The sequence below is a fragment of the Paraburkholderia sp. PREW-6R genome (assembly GCF_039621805.1).
Taxonomy (GTDB): domain Bacteria; phylum Pseudomonadota; class Gammaproteobacteria; order Burkholderiales; family Burkholderiaceae; genus Paraburkholderia.
In genome coordinates this window covers 713,732-728,436 of record NZ_CP155073.1, presented here as the reverse complement: position 1 = coordinate 728,436, position 14,705 = coordinate 713,732, and the positions used below count along the sequence as shown (strand labels likewise).

The window sequence follows — 14,705 nt, the reverse complement described above, 5'->3', positions numbered from 1 at the left end:
TTTTCCTTCTCACACCCGTCTCCGCATGAAGCCTGCCCTGAAGTCGACGCCCGCGCTGCGCATTACACTCGTCTGCAACACCGCGTGGGCAATCTATACGTACCGGCAAGGTCTGATCCGGATGCTGGTGGGACGCGGCGTGGACGTCACCGTGCTTGCGCCGCGCGATCGCACGTTCGAACTGCTCACTGCAATGGGTTGCCTGTGCATCGAGCTGCCGGTCGCATCGAAAGGCACGAGTCCGCGCGACGACCTGCGCACGCTCTGGTCGCTTTTCCGCCAATACGTGAGCCTCCGCCCACATGTGGTGTTCCATTACACCATCAAGCCGAATATCTATGGTTCAATTGCCGCGAAACTGGCGGGCGTGCAGTCGGTGGCGGTGACAACCGGCCTGGGCTACGTGTTCATCCAGCAAAGCCGCGCGGCGCAGGTAGCCAAGATGCTTTACCGCTTCGCGTTCCGTTTTCCCCGCGAAATATGGTTTTTGAATCGCGACGATCAGGCAGCGTTCGTCGAACAGAAATTGTTGGTCCACCCTGAACGTGCAAGACTGCTGCACGGCGAGGGGGTCGATCTTGAACAGTTCGCGTTCACGCCGCTGCCCGAGCGCGCCGATTTCAGATTCCTGCTGATCGGACGGCTGTTGTGGGACAAGGGTGTGGGCGAATATGTGGAAGCCGCGCGGCGTCTGCGTGAACGCTATCCGCACGCGCGCTTCCAGCTGCTCGGTCCGGCCGGCGTCGACAATCCCAGCGCGATTACGCGCGAAGAAGTGACGGCGTGGGAGCAGGAAGGCATCATCGAGTATCTCGGCGAAGCGCACGACGTTCGCCCGTTCATTAGCGATGCGGACTGCATTGTCCTGCCGTCGTATCGCGAAGGCGTACCACGCACGCTGATGGAAGCGTCGGCAATGGGCCGTCCTATTGTGACGACCGACGTGCCGGGTTGCCGCGAAGTGGTGGCAAACGGCGTCAACGGCTTGCTATGCGACGCCCGCGATGCGGACAGCCTCGCGGCCGCACTTGCGCAGATGCTCGACATGAGCAGCGCGCAGCGGCGCGCCATGGCCGAGCGCGGCCGGCAGAAAATCGCAAACGAATTCGACGAACGCGTCGTCGTCGAAACGTATAAGGACCTGGTGCAAAAAATGACGGGTGTTCTACTTTAACGGAGCAACAACAATGACCGCGAAGGGCACGATCCTGGTAACAGGCGGCGCAGGCTTTATTGGCTCGCACACATGCGTCGAACTGCTGAATGGCGGCTATGACGTCGTGGTAATCGACAATCTCGTGAACAGCAACCGTGAATCGCTGCGGCGCGTCGAGAAGATCACGGGCAAGACCGTGACCTTTTACGAAGCCGACGCACGCGACGAGGCAGCGCTCAATCGTATCTTCGACGCGCATCCGGTGAGCGGCGCAATCCATTTCGCCGCGCTGAAAGCCGTGGGCGAATCGGTCGCCAAGCCTATCGAGTACTACAGCAACAACGTCGGCAGCCTGCTGGCGCTGCTTGGCGTGATGCGCGATCGCAACGTCAGGCAGTTCGTGTTCAGTTCGTCGGCGACCGTCTATGGCGTGCCGAAAAGCTCGCCGATCGACGAATCGTTTCCGCTCTCGGCCACCAATCCGTACGGCCAGTCGAAGCTGATCGCCGAACAGATTCTGCGCGACCTCGAAGTGTCCGATCCGTCGTGGCGCATTGCTACGCTGCGCTACTTCAATCCGGTCGGCGCGCACGAGAGCGGCTTGATCGGTGAAGATCCGGCGGGCGTGCCGAACAACCTGATGCCATACGTCGCGCAGGTCGCGGTGGGCAAACTGGAGAAACTGCGCGTATTCGGCGGCGACTACGACACGCCGGACGGCACGGGCGTGCGTGACTACATTCATGTGGTCGATCTCGCGCGCGGGCACCTCGCGGCCCTCGACGCTCTGGTCAGGCACGACGCGAGCTTCGTCGTGAATCTGGGCACGGGCCAGGGCTATAGCGTGCTCGACGTGGTGCGCTCGTTCGAGAACGCGTCCGGCAAGCCGGTACCTTATGAAATCGTCGCGCGCCGTCCGGGCGACGTCGCTTCCTGCTTTGCCGATCCTGCGGCAGCGGCAAGGCTGCTAGGCTGGAAGGCGGAGTATGGTATCGAGAGAATGTGCGAAGATCATTGGCGCTGGCAGTCGACCAATCCCCAGGGATTCGCCTGAATCGAACAGGAGATTGGCGCAGAACAACGGCGGGAGCAAGCGACGGCTCCCGCCGTTTTCTATTGGGGCGCCGCAGAAGCGCAATCGTTTGCGTAAAGCAGGCCGTACGCTGGACGTCAGCGCGTTTCAGTTTTCTCCCGCCAGTTTCCGTTGCTTCTCGCCGCCTCCCGGTGCGTCTTGCAGGTTATCAGCGGGTTATCCCCCTTTTTCCGCCGATTCGTCGCGAATGTCAGTTTGCGCGCTGCAGACTTGCCGGAACCCTCTCTGCGCGTCGCCAACTCTAAAGCGCATCAGCACTTCTGTCGCAGTCAAAACTCGGCGGGAGCGTTCGATACCCAACGGAGCACGCAGCAACTCCCGCCTATACTTTGCATCACAGAATAATGAACGCACAACTATTCGACGCGATCGCAAATCCGAAGAACTCGATTGAAGCGGGTGCCTGATAGCCGTTGATCATTGGCAACCCGCTCATTGCAATCAGTCGCGCCACTCAGCGGCAATACGTCAGTCTATAGATCGCTTGCATCGCAGAGTGCGAATTGAAACCATGCACGCTTGCATCGCACACAACAACAATTAATCAGCAATCGTTTTTAAAACATGAGCCAGTGTTTTACCGCCACTGATCGATAGTTTTATCTTCATGTCGCGCGGAAATAGTGACGCCTCGTTTTCTTCACATATTCATTTTGTTTTGGATGCCTAATTAAAGCACCAGAACCAGTGTGCGCTATCAGACAGAACTATTGCGCCGGCGAAGCGAAGATCACATAACGCGCCATTGCTTCTTATCCTGTTGGACCACCCCTTTACGGAGTCGTCCCAACACGCCTACCAGAATCTCGATAACGGGAACAGACCCATGAAAGACATCGTGCATATCACAGAAGCCTTCGGAGGAGGGGTTCTGTCCATGCTAACGGAGCTTTCCAATCGCGCGGCTGAAGCTGGAGCAAATGTCTCCGTCATCTATTCATTGCGACGCGAGACGCCCCCCGATTTTGCGAGTCTGTTTCATCCCAAGGTCAAGATGACGCACGTCTCGATGTGCAGAGAGGTTAATCCGAAGAAAGATTGGTCGAGCCTGCGCAATCTGGTTCAACAATTGCGTGAATGCAATCCGGAAGTCATTCATCTGCACTCGTCGAAAGCCGGAGTACTGGGACGGGCCGCCGCCAAAATCGCGACGCCTCGCGCCAAAGTACTGTATTCGCCGCACGGTCCCGCCTTTCTGCGTCGCGACGTCTCTGCCCTCAAGCAATACGCCTATTTGAGCTTCGAACGGCTTGCAAGCTTTATCGGCGGAACGATCGTCGCGTGCTCGCGCAGCGAATTGCATGAAATCAAGGGCCGCGTGCGCGCCCGTTCTTCGATTCTGATCGAGAACGGCGTGGATACCAACGGAATCCCTTTGCGTTGCAAGCGGGCCGACGACAAGGTCGTGGTCGGAATGACAGGCCGTGCGTCTTATCAGAAGAATCACGAAGTGTTCATCAAGCTCGCCCACGATCTGCGCGACACCTCGATGAATTTTATCTGGATTGGCGGAACCGAGCAGGAAGTACCGGACGCCTATCGCGATAACTCCGTGACATGCAGCGGCTGGGTAACCCGCGCCCGCGCACTGGAGTTGATGTCGCAACTCGACGTCTATGTTCAGACCTCGCGTTATGAAGGCATGCCGATGGCGCTGATCGAGGCGCAGGTCGCCGGCATTCCAGCGGTCGTCACCAATGTGGTTGGAAACCGGGACATCGTGATTCACGGCGTAACTGGTTTCGTGGCATCGAACGAGGAAGAACTCGCGGTCTACCTGGCTCTTCTGCGCGACAACCCGAGCTTGCGTCAACAGATGGGAACGGCCGCGCGCAAGCGCGCGACGGAGCGTTTCTCGATGGACGTGATTTTTCGCGAATGGCGAACCTTATATGGATTGTCCGACGTACTGACCACGCGCAGCGAACCGTTGATCGCTGACATCGCGCTTCCTTACGACGTCAATAGCTGAAATCCGATCTCCGGGGTAACCAGTGAAGAACATGTATTCGGCTGCGCCGACGTTTATCTATAACGGCCGCTTTGCGACACAGAAGACCACGGGCGTTCAGCGCGTGGCACGCGAGCTTATCGTCGCGCTCGGACACTTGCCCGACAGCGGCGGCGTTACCGTTGCCGTGCCGCCGATCCCCGATCTCGAATCGGTAGACGGCACCAACACGGTCAAGATCGGTTTCGGCAAGGGCATTTTCTGGGAACAGATCGTCCTGCCCCTGTTCGCCGGGCGGCATCGTATCGTCAATCTGAGCAATTCAGCCTCGATCTTCCGGTTGAATCAGGTGATCTATATGCACGACGCGGCCGTATTCGACAGGCCGGCGCATTTCTCATGGCGTTTTCGTGCATGGTACAAGCTGATGTTCTGGATCCTCGCACGCACATCGAGCTGCGTGGTGACCAATTCGGACTTCTCGCGCAAGCGTCTTGCGTATCACTGTGGCGTGTCGCCGGAACGGATCGCCGTCGTGCCTCTAGGTGCGGACCATCTCGACGCCGTGGCACCCGATGAAAGCGTGCTGCGTGAACACAACCTTCAGTCGAAGCGTTTCGTGCTTGCGGTCAGCAGCATGAACCCTACGAAGAATTTCGGCAGGATTCTCGAAGCGTTCCGCCAACTCAACGACCCTGATATGGACCTGGTGATCGTCGGCATGAAGAACTCGACGGTATTTGGCGACGTGCAGGACCTGCAAGGCGTGGCGCCCAACATCAAGGCCGTAGGTTACATCAGCGACGAAAAGCTGAAGGCGCTTTATCAGCACGCGCACTGTTTCGTGTACCCGTCTATCTACGAAGGCTTCGGCATTCCGCCTCTCGAAGCCATGCGTAGCGGTTGCCCGGTGGTCGTTTCCAATTCGTCGGCGCTGCCGGAGACCTGTGGCGATGCGGCGTTGTATTGCGACCCCTACTCCGCAGAGGATATCGCGGACAAGCTGCGCGTCCTGCAGCAGTCTCCCGAACTGAGGTCGACGCTGATCGAACGGGGCTACGCCCATGCTGCGCGCTTTCGATGGGGCGCAAGCGCCGAATCGTTGCGCAAGGTGATCGGCGCGTCGCGCCGCGACGCGTCCTAGCGTTTTACGGCTTTGCCGTTCTCCGACTGGCCATAACGGCTGACATATCGCCGGGGCATGTCACGTATCAAAGGAGCAATATCCATGAAGCTCGGCATCTACTGCGACTCGAGTGTCAACGGTGGTCACGAAGAAATGCTCAAGCGGCTCGTACTCGCGCTTGTCAAATCTCCCGGTATCGACAGTTTTCATATTCTCGTGCCGGCGCAGAATGCGGCCATGATCGCATTCGCCAACGAGGTCGCGGCGCGTCACCGACATGTCGCCATCACCTCGTTGTCTTTCACTTCCGAATCGGGCCAGCGCAATCCGCTGGCCCTTCTGTCTACTACGTGGCAAACGGCTTCCATACTGCGCAAGCTCGACCTGACGAAACTCGTCATCGCGCAGGGCACGATCGTATCGGCAATGGCCGGCCTGCTGGCCGCGCGGCTCGCGCGAACCATGGCGGTTACCTACATTCCCCTCGTGGATGATAAAGCCGAGGCTGGCGCCCCGCTCAAGGAGCGAATCAAGTCGCTCGTAAAAAGCGCGCTCTACCTGGTTCCGAACCAGTACATCACGCTCAATGAACACCTGCGCGAGAAGCTGCTGAAACAGGCGGCGCACACACCGGTCGCCATTCTGGAAAACTACGTGGACGACCGCTTCAGCGCTTCGACGCTGACGCGCGAATCCGCGCGCAGCATGCTCGGCTTGCCACAGACCGGCACGTTCATTTGCGCGCACATCGGCCGGATTCACTTCCAGCACAAACGGCAAAGCTTCGTGCTTGCTGCGATCGAGCGCAACCCTGCCGCTTTCGCGAATACGATCGTATTGATGGTGGGCGACGGCCCGGACGCTGACAGGTTGCGCGAGGCAGTAGAAGGAAGTGAGTTGCTGTCGCGGCATGTGCGGATCATCGGTCCGAAGCCTGACGTGCTGCCGTATATCGTGGCGAGTGACGTCGTCGTGCTGCCGTCCGCTTACGAGGGCGTGCCGCTCGTCATGATTGAAGCCGTTCTGGCCGGTCGTCCGATCGTGGCGTCACATGTGTCGGCACTCGGTTCGTACCTGCCGTCCGAACTGCTGTTCCCGGTTCACGACCATGACGCGTTCATCGAAAAGATCTTTGCTGCTCGTACTTATCCGATTTCGGACCTGACCACTTCTTTCCGCACGCGCTTCTCGCGTGAAGTATTCGATGGCCAGGCCCAGCGCGTCTTACTGCAGCCCGTGCCGCAACGCCGCGTTGCGGACCATCTTGAGCACAATACCTCGGATCTCGGCACAAAGTAGTGAACGGTCCAGCAGGAACGTGACGCCGAATACGAAGGCACCCAGCCCGACCTCAATCACCAGCCTGAGCGCATGATGCATGGACGCGTCGAGAAACTCCGACGCGCCCCATACAGCCGCCACCATCGGCACGACCATCCGCAACGGCACCAGAAACGCTCTCAGGAATTCACCGAAGCTCGGACCCAGCACGCGTTTGAGCATGAAGTGATACATCGGCACGAAACCGATTGCCTCGACCGTGAGCAGCGACAGCGCAACGCCCAATGCTCCGCCCAGATACGCGCCGAGTATGATCGCCGGCAACATGGCGAGCGTCTTCACGAGATTGAACCAGAAGCTCAGCTTGATATTGGCGGTCGCCATCATTAACGATGCAACTGGGTTGCCGATGCAGCGGAACGCGCCCACGAGACACAACACGCGCATCACCGGCGTGGCCCACAGCCATTTGGCGCCGAACATGCACTGGATGAAGTCCGGCGCGACGATCATCAGACCGAACACCAGCGGAAAGTTGAACATGACGATGAAGCCCGTCAACTTGAAGTAATTCTCGCGCAGCCGCGCCGTATCGTCCTGAATGATGGAAAAGACAGGAAACAGCACGCGCGTGAAAAACGGATTCAGACGTGCGGGGAAATTCACCGCGCAATTGAGCGCGAGGTTATAGCCACCGAGCGTCGCCGCACCCAACGCGCGGCCGGCGACAATGCCGCCGAAATTGACATTCAGGTAGTTCACCATCGAGTCCATTGCCTGGAACACGCCGAAGCCGAGATACGAACGCGTGTCGGACAGGCGGAAGCGGAATTCGGGCTTGTGCAACTTGCGCCCGCTGAGATTGAGCAGGAGCGTGCGGCAAACGCATGCGCTCAGTGCGCCGATCACCGGCGAATAGGCGCCGTAGCCATGCATCGCCGCAAGCAGCGTCGTGCCGAACAGCATGGTGCTGGAGGCAACCTCGATCTTCGAGAGCATGTCGAACATCAACTCGCGCGCCATCAGCGATTGATATTGCAACCCGTGCGGGGAGATGAAGAACATGGCCGCAGCGAGTGCCACGAGCGACTTCAGCTCGGGCTCTCCGAAGAACCACGCCGCGAGTCCGCTGCCTGCCATCAACGCGGTGCCGAGTACCGCGCCGAATAGCACATTGAGCCAGTACAACGACGAGAGCTCGTTCGACGTGACATTCTTTCGCTGAACGATTGCCGTGCCAAGTCCCATATCGAGGAACATGTCGGCAAGCGTGGTGAACAGCGAAACCATACTCACGAGGCCCACCTCGACCGGTCGCAGCAGGTGCGCAAGGATCGCCACCTGAAGAAACTGGACGCCGACCACGGAGATCATCGACGCCGCAGACCACTTCGCGCCCGAAATTGTTTTTTCTCGCAGAGACATTACTTTCCTTACTTTTGCCTGGAAGTACAAACGGCGGCGCCGGTGCAAGTGCATCCGGCATTTTTATTTCTATTTTTCAAGAAAGCGACTTCATCGCGCCGGTGCCCGCTTCTCAGGAAGTCCGAGAAGCGGGCACCGGCGTTCGTTCAATAGCGGTGCGCTGCGTCCAGTCCGTAGTCGTCGCGCTCGCCATAACGCGACGGCAGGAAACCGTTGAAGATATGTCCGCCGACTCGTGCGCCCACGTTCGCCAGGCGCTGCAGCGTTTCTTCCAGCTGCCGCGAGCCTGTGTGATCGGCGCGCGATACGAGCAGAACCAGATCGCAACCTTGCGCCGCGATCGTCACCGCGTCGCTGACGGGCAGCACCGGCGGCGAATCGATCACTACGTAGTCGTAATAACTGCGCAGCGTCTCGAGCATGTCACGGAACGCACTGCTGCTCAGCAGCTGCGCCGGGTTGGAAGGATAGGCGTTACCCGCGGCGAGCACCGACAGATTGGTGCCTTCCTGTTTGACGATCGCCTCGTCGAGCGTTGCCGTGCCCTTGAGCACTTCGGCAAGACCCGGACCGCTTTGCTCTGCGCGCAGAAGGCCGAGCGTTCCTTTGCGCATGTCTCCGTCGATCAGCAGAACCGACTCTTCCGTCTGCGACAGCAGATAGGCAAAGTTCGACGACACGAAGCTCTTGCCTACGCCTTGCGTCGGACCCGTGAACAGAATGACCTTGTTGCCCTGGTCAATGCCGTCGTCCGCAAGCATGGCTCGGACGCTGCTCGGCAATGCGCGCAGCGCTTCGACGCTCGGGTCCAGCGGGCTGCTGACCGCCAGCAGACGGGTGCGTTTATCCTGGCGTTTGCGTGCATCGGTCAGGCTGCGCAGTTGCGTCTTCGAACGTGCCACCACAGCGAGGCGCGGGAGATTCGAGATGTAGTCGATCTCCTGCGGCGTGCGCAGTTCCTTGCGTTTGAGCGACGTGAGGTGCACTGCCGCCGTGGCCGCGAACAAGCCTCCGAGCAACGAGCCAAGCAGGACGATTGCCTTACGCGGCCATGCTGCCTTTTCAGGTGCGACGGCCCAGTCCATCACATTCACACCCGATGCCGTGCTGGCCGCCGCCACTTCGAGTTGCTGGGCGTTGGAGAGCACGCCGGTATAAAGCTGCTTGCTGATCGACACGTCGCTCGCGAGGCGAATATATTCGCGCTGCGTTTCGGGCAGGTTTCTCGCCAGCTCACCGGTTTGGGCGATGTCGCTATTCACCTGATCGAGCTGTTGCACGAGGCCGCGATAAATCGGGCTGCCCGGACCGTACAGCTGACGCTTCTCGTCGAACTCCAGGCGCAGGGACGCCTGCTTGTCCGTCAGTGCGTTCATTCGCGAGATGAGCATCGTGCCCTGCTGCTCCATGTCGATCGCGTGGTTTTGCATCCGGAAGGTGTTCAGCCGGTCTTCGGCTTTTTCCAGTTCCGACTTCAATGCCGGCAGACGTGCATTCAGCGTGTCCAGCTTCATGCGCGCCTGGGCTGCGCGGTCGTCGACGTTACGCTTGACGAACGCGTTGACGATCGAATTCACCATCATCTGCGCGGCGAACGGCGACGCGGCCTGATAGCTGACCCGCACCATCGACGAATCGCGCAGTGAGGAAGCCTGGCCCGATACCGACGTTTTCAGCTTGTTGCTGACATTTTCGTACGCTGTTTCGAGCGACACCTTCGACAGGGTGAACTCAATGCCAGGCCGTGCGCGCAGCACGTCGATCTTCAGCTGACCCGGTCCGGTGCCGTCATCCGTTGAAACCTGGAAGTTCGCGATCTGGCCGACATGGCCCTGCACCAGTTGATGGTCGTCCTTGTCGAACAGCGTGTAGTCGCCGTTTTGTCCCGCGACGACACGAAACTTCTGGCCCAGTGCCGCCGAAGGGACCGAGAACGTGGTCGCCTTCAGTTCTTCTCCGCCCCACGCGAAACCGCTCAGCCCGAACATCGGGCGGGCCAGTTGGGTGCTCGCGGCGTGACGCGAAGCGAAATAGCGGCCAATCAGCGGGAAGTGGCTATCCGTTTCGACGATCGTATCGGCACCCGTTGCGGCGATCGCTTCGTCGACGATAGTGCGCGAGCTCATCACATCGGCTTCGTCGTCCGCGGACTGGTCTGCCGACATCGTTCCCGATACGTCCGACAGCGCGCTGATCGACGCACCCGGTTTGATCTGGACACGAAGCAGCGCATCCGCGCGATATTGGGGCGTGGCGACCAGAACATACACGCCGCCCGCGAGACAGCATGCGCCTACGATCGTCGCAAACAGGAGCTTATGGCGGGCCACGTTGCGCCAGAGACTCGGAAGCCCGTCGTTTTTGGCAGGACTGATGCCCATTGCCGATTGTCCGATGAATGAACTCATTTCATTTTCCGCAGTAAGAAACGAGGGTGACCCCGTTTGAACACAAGCTTCCAGTTCCAGGACTGCTGTAACGAAACTGGCGAGAAGTTTTCGAGCTGCAAAGGCACTACCAGGACGTCATGCTGATGAAAACCGGACCTGATGTTTCAGGAACCGTGAGCGTGCCGGTCGTACCGATCGGCTTGCCGTACATGTCGGTGATCGCTGCGCGGCCCGGCAGATGCGAGATATCCAGCTTCACCGCGCTACCGTCACCGTATGACCAGATCACGTATTTCGTGGCACCCGTCCGCGTTGCCAGCTTCAGGACGATGTAATGATGGTCCTCGTCGATGAAGTACTTTGCACTCTTCGTATCCGCGGTGAACGCAAACAGATGCTTCGAGGCGTCATACGCCGGCAGTCTGTTATTGCTTGCATCCAGCAGACCAAAATTGTGTTCGCGATCGGTCGGATTGGTACCGTCGTCGCGCATGTCGTAGTACGCGGTGAGCCCTACTCCGGAGATCCAGTCCACGAGAAAGCGCCGCACCGCGTAGTTCGCCTGCAGCGCCAATGCGTGAGGCGCATGCCCATTGCCGATCGCCGCCACATACTTGTAGCCAAAGCTCGGGTATGACCATTCCGTCGACCACACGGCCGGCGAGTTTTTGTACGTCGACAGTTGCTCGCGCAACTTCCGGTAGTCCGCGAAGACTGTCTCCGGATACTCCTGGCGATAAGGATGCACACTGATCGCGTCGGGTCCGGTCAGCGTCGCGCTCGAAATGTCGCCGACGGAACGGATGAAATCCAGATCGATCTGCTGCACGCCGCCCGATGCGATCGTCACCGTGGGATTTGCTGCTCTTGCCGCCTTGACGGCAGTCTTCAGCAGATTCCTGTAGTTCGTCGGTGACGGATCGGCAAGCCAGTACACCTTGTCGTCCTCTTCATTCCATACTTCGAATCGAACGTTCGCACCGCGATACCGGTTCACCGACTGCTGAACGTACGTATAAAAAGCATTGAGCTGGGCAGGTGTGGTCGGCGGCTGGTCCGGACTGAACTGGTAGTGCTTGTAACCAAGAATGAACAACGCCCCTAGCTGTCGTTGCGCAAGGTTCGACACCAGCTTGTCGAATGAACCGAAATGCCAGCCGTCCGGCGCCTGAACCGCTTCCCAGAAAAGATCGGTACGAACAAACGAGAAACCGACGTCTTTCACGGCGTCGAGCAGCCTGGTGTCGGCGATATCGTGAATCGCAACACCTGTCTCGGCGCGGGCGGCCACAAACGACGGCAGCGCGACATAGGACATTTCGTCGGAAGCGGCTTTTCCATTCAGAACCACTGCGGGTTCAGCCGTCATCGCGAAAGAACGGACGAACCATGAGCTGGCCAGCGCAATCACCACGCCGGCGCACATCGTGACGAGCACGATGCGATTCGACCGCTTGTCTCGCTGAACTGCCATTTGCTACCCCCTGGAACAGAACGTCGGCGCGGCGCGCCCCATCTGCTCGAATTATTTGTCGGTCACCGCTTCAAAATATTCGCTTGAACGGCAATCTGAACTGCGGGTTCAGCTGAAAACGCGTAACGCCCACGTCCAGCCATAACGCTTTGGCTGCGACGCCGAAAAAGAGCAGGCAGCCAACCGATTCGAAGATGTCCGTTGTAATTCCGCTGATCAACAGGAACATCATCATCGCCCAAGCCACTTTATCCCTCGACTCGCTCGAGAAAAGTATTCTGGATAACAGAAGACAGCAAATAACCACTCCGACGACACCAAAATTCGCGATGGTCCACAACGTGATGTTGTCCGCGTACCCCGTGTTGAAGCCGAAATTGCTCTGGTAGTAGCTGGTCGCCGCGCCGAATCCGCCCGGACCGATGCCGAACCAGATCATGTTTTCGCGCAGGATGCCGTGCAGCAGCAGCGGCCAGGTGTTGTCGAACCGGTCCTGGAACGAACTCAGCGCACCGCCGCCAATCAGCGACTCATTGACCGCCGACGTGATCACATAGGCGGCGAGCGGAATCAGCAGCGCGCCGGCCGCCGCAAAAATGGTGGCTTTGCGCAGGTTGCGCAGCTGACAGAAACGTGCCACACCGAGAACGATCACGACCGCCACCAGAGACGTCTTATTGGTGGTCGCCCAGATGGCGAAGCCTGCGATCCCGAGCAACAGCAATGCCGCGATCATCGTTCTGCAACGCGGCACGAGCCACGTGGCGAGGAGGCCGAGCATCAGTCCAGTGGCGGCGCTATCGCGTCCAAATCCCGGCAAACGCGGCGTCGTGCCGACGAAGTTCGCATCGGACACGTGCACTGCCGTGTCCCCGACCATCGTGCTGGCGCCGATCCACGGCGCCGGGCTCAGCAGGCCGAAGTAATTGATCATCACCCCTGCCACGCAGATCAGGAGCACCAGCACGGCCGACACGCGGGCGCGAGGCCTATTGAGGATGTCGATCGCTTCGGGCGGCGCTGACAGCGCGAAGAACAGGGGCAGTACCGTCCAGGCCCAGAACGCGACCGCGCTAATGCCGATCCCGTTGGTCATGGACACGCACGCCTGCATCGCCAGATACATTGCAACGAACAGATGCGTCACCTTCGGACGCTGCACCACGATGAGCGCGATACAGATCGCCATCATCGCCTTGGGCAGATAGATGGCCTGCGGTACGCCCATGGCCGACGTGTAATAGCGCACCACGCCTGACATGACGTCGCCCAACACGCCAAGAAAAAAAGTCGTTACCCAAAGAGCGCCCATCATGCATTCTCCGCATTGGTCTGAGCCAGCTGGTTGCGAAGCGCACCACCGGTTTCGCCGGCTGGCAACGATTCGGTTGCGGCACCCTCTTTCATGCCGGCCAGAAATCTGTGCATGACGTTCAAGGTGATTTGTTCAACGACGGCGTGACTGGATGCGCGCTCGTCAAGCAGCACACGCGACCAGTCTGTCGTACCGCAGTTGAAGACCTGACCGCCGTTCGCGCCGCTGCCGAAATCCGGTTTGAACACGCCCAGCGCCGCGAAGCCGCCAACATCCCAGCCCACGAGCTGCACGGAGTCAGCCAGCTTCTCGAAGCCGTTCGCTACGGGCGGCACACCGTCCGCTTCATAGCCGACCAGCCGGTCTTCTGCGCCGAACGTGTCGCCGTCCTTCAGTTGCGTACCTTCGAACACCCAATGGTCGTGCCGCCGCACCGTGAAGCCGATTGGCTCGCGCTCCGGCTTCAGCCATTTGCGACGCCACCGGTTCCAGACACCGTACTTCGCGCCGCCGTAGCCGTAGCTCAGGCCAATCAGGTCGCTCTCGTTGTAGCCCGGCCACGATTCGCCGAGCCGGTTCATCGTCCTGATCGCATTGATGTCGGCGCTGGGGCCGAAATCGACGGGGCGATAGCAGGTGTTGCCGCTGAAAACGGCGAGATTGCCGCCATTCGCGATGAAACGCGCGACATGGTCGCGCATTTCCTGACTCCAGTATTCGTGATGGCCGACGCTCAGCATCACGCTGTATTGCGTGAGGTCCAGATCGGTGGCGCGGTGAAGATCCACGTCGGTAAAAAAATCGCAGGCGAAATCATGCGCATGCAACCAGCGGATGAACTTCGCGTCCCAGTGCGTGAAATGCTGGCGCGGGGAGCGAAGGTCGTACGCGTCGTCGGGATAGCCCAGTTGCGCACCCAGACCCCCGCCCGGACGCAATAGCGTGACCTTCGTCTGCGGCTTCGTGCGATGCACGGGATCGCCGTAAAAAGAGCCGCCGCCGATCGAGTTGTACGCGTGGTAGGTCGCGATCGGCACGATGTACGCAATTTTCGCGGCGGGCCCACGCGGGCGCGCGATGATCAGCGCCATCCCGTCACTGTCCGGCGGCGTGGCGAAAATCGGCTGGCGCGCCATGCAGCGGCGACCGACTTCAGTCCGCGGTTCGCCGTCTGCATTCACTTCGAACGCGACCGCCGCATAGGCGCCGCTACCCAAACCTTGCGCGTCCAGCTTGACGGTGATGGTCGGCCAGTTCCAGTCCTCGTCGTAGCGAACGGCCTTGCGTTCATGCGTCGATTCGAACACGTACCGGCCGTTAGACAATTTCGCCGCGACGTCGCGCGTGCCCGCGACGATCACGCTGCTGACCCAGACCATCGACTCCCCGCCCTGCTGCTGGTAGATCGCGATCGAAAATCTGCTACGCGGCTGCACGGCCAGATCGAAACAATCTCCGACCGTGAAGGATGGGTGAATTGGATAAAGTTGCATG

Annotated in this window: 10 protein-coding genes; 5 read left to right on the top strand and 5 right to left on the bottom strand. The window is 59.6% G+C overall.

Annotated elements, in window-relative coordinates; genetic code table 11:
- The first annotated feature begins 25 nt into the window (after positions 1–25).
- The 5 genes from AAGS40_RS03175 (at position 26) to AAGS40_RS03155 (ending at position 6,625) form a co-directional block, all read left to right on the top strand.
- Positions 26–1,174 (top strand): glycosyltransferase family 4 protein, encoded by a 1,149-nt coding sequence (locus AAGS40_RS03175; RefSeq protein ID WP_345813124.1) that lies wholly within the window; start codon positions 26–28, stop codon positions 1,172–1,174.
- 13 nt (positions 1,175–1,187) lie between these two features.
- The gene (gene galE, locus AAGS40_RS03170) at positions 1,188–2,210 is read left to right on the top strand and encodes a UDP-glucose 4-epimerase GalE (RefSeq protein ID WP_345813123.1); all 1,023 of its coding nucleotides are present in this window, start codon (positions 1,188–1,190) and stop codon (positions 2,208–2,210) included.
- A gap of 865 nt (positions 2,211–3,075) precedes the next feature.
- A complete protein-coding gene (locus tag AAGS40_RS03165; RefSeq protein WP_345813122.1) occupies positions 3,076–4,221 on the top strand; it encodes a glycosyltransferase family 4 protein in 1,146 nt (381 codons plus the stop codon).
- A 31-nt stretch (positions 4,222–4,252) separates the two neighbouring features.
- The gene (locus tag AAGS40_RS03160; protein ID WP_345814231.1) at positions 4,253–5,344 is read left to right on the top strand and encodes a glycosyltransferase family 1 protein; all 1,092 of its coding nucleotides are present in this window, start codon (positions 4,253–4,255) and stop codon (positions 5,342–5,344) included.
- Between the two features lie 84 nt (positions 5,345–5,428).
- Positions 5,429–6,625 carry a glycosyltransferase family 4 protein gene (locus tag AAGS40_RS03155; protein WP_345813121.1) on the top strand — a complete coding sequence of 399 codons (1,197 nt, stop codon included), beginning with the start codon at positions 5,429–5,431 and terminating at the stop codon, positions 6,623–6,625.
- Here the strand turns inward: AAGS40_RS03155 and AAGS40_RS03150 are convergent.
- The 5 genes from AAGS40_RS03150 to AAGS40_RS03130 all read right to left on the bottom strand — a co-directional run bounded on the left by AAGS40_RS03150 (position 6,551) and on the right by AAGS40_RS03130 (position 14,704).
- Positions 6,551–8,032, bottom strand: coding sequence for an MOP flippase family protein (locus tag AAGS40_RS03150; RefSeq protein WP_345813120.1), 1,482 nt, complete (start codon positions 8,030–8,032; stop codon positions 6,551–6,553). The genes AAGS40_RS03155 and AAGS40_RS03150 overlap by 75 nt on opposite strands.
- 146 nt (positions 8,033–8,178) lie before the next feature.
- On the bottom strand, positions 8,179–10,440 hold the full coding sequence (locus AAGS40_RS03145; RefSeq protein WP_345813119.1) for a polysaccharide biosynthesis tyrosine autokinase: 2,262 nt from the start codon (positions 10,438–10,440) through the stop codon (positions 8,179–8,181).
- Between the two features lie 106 nt (positions 10,441–10,546).
- Positions 10,547–11,896 carry a cellulase family glycosylhydrolase gene (locus AAGS40_RS03140; protein WP_345813118.1) on the bottom strand — a complete coding sequence of 450 codons (1,350 nt, stop codon included), beginning with the start codon at positions 11,894–11,896 and terminating at the stop codon, positions 10,547–10,549.
- Between the two features lie 70 nt (positions 11,897–11,966).
- On the bottom strand, positions 11,967–13,211 hold the full coding sequence (locus AAGS40_RS03135) for a hypothetical protein (RefSeq protein WP_345813117.1): 1,245 nt from the start codon (positions 13,209–13,211) through the stop codon (positions 11,967–11,969).
- A complete protein-coding gene (locus tag AAGS40_RS03130) occupies positions 13,208–14,704 on the bottom strand; it encodes a N,N-dimethylformamidase beta subunit family domain-containing protein (RefSeq protein ID WP_345813116.1) in 1,497 nt (498 codons plus the stop codon). Before AAGS40_RS03130 ends, AAGS40_RS03135 begins: the two co-directional genes overlap by 4 nt.
- Position 14,705: the final 1 nt, after the last annotated feature.

What these genes read in the sequence shown, in the direction of transcription:
- AAGS40_RS03130 (WP_345813116.1), bottom strand. Translation starts at nt 14,704, where the DNA reads ATGCAACTTTATCCAATTCACCCATCCTTCACGGTCGGAGATTGTTTC.
- AAGS40_RS03145 (WP_345813119.1), bottom strand. Translation starts at nt 10,440, where the DNA reads ATGAGTTCATTCATCGGACAATCGGCAATGGGCATCAGTCCTGCCAAA.
- AAGS40_RS03135 (WP_345813117.1), bottom strand. Translation starts at nt 13,211, where the DNA reads ATGATGGGCGCTCTTTGGGTAACGACTTTTTTTCTTGGCGTGTTGGGC.
- AAGS40_RS03175 (WP_345813124.1), top strand. Translation starts at nt 26, where the DNA reads ATGAAGCCTGCCCTGAAGTCGACGCCCGCGCTGCGCATTACACTCGTC.
- AAGS40_RS03140 (WP_345813118.1), bottom strand. Translation starts at nt 11,896, where the DNA reads ATGGCAGTTCAGCGAGACAAGCGGTCGAATCGCATCGTGCTCGTCACG.
- AAGS40_RS03165 (WP_345813122.1), top strand. Translation starts at nt 3,076, where the DNA reads ATGAAAGACATCGTGCATATCACAGAAGCCTTCGGAGGAGGGGTTCTG.
- galE (WP_345813123.1), top strand. Translation starts at nt 1,188, where the DNA reads ATGACCGCGAAGGGCACGATCCTGGTAACAGGCGGCGCAGGCTTTATT.
- AAGS40_RS03160 (WP_345814231.1), top strand. Translation starts at nt 4,253, where the DNA reads ATGTATTCGGCTGCGCCGACGTTTATCTATAACGGCCGCTTTGCGACA.
- AAGS40_RS03155 (WP_345813121.1), top strand. Translation starts at nt 5,429, where the DNA reads ATGAAGCTCGGCATCTACTGCGACTCGAGTGTCAACGGTGGTCACGAA.
- AAGS40_RS03150 (WP_345813120.1), bottom strand. Translation starts at nt 8,032, where the DNA reads ATGTCTCTGCGAGAAAAAACAATTTCGGGCGCGAAGTGGTCTGCGGCG.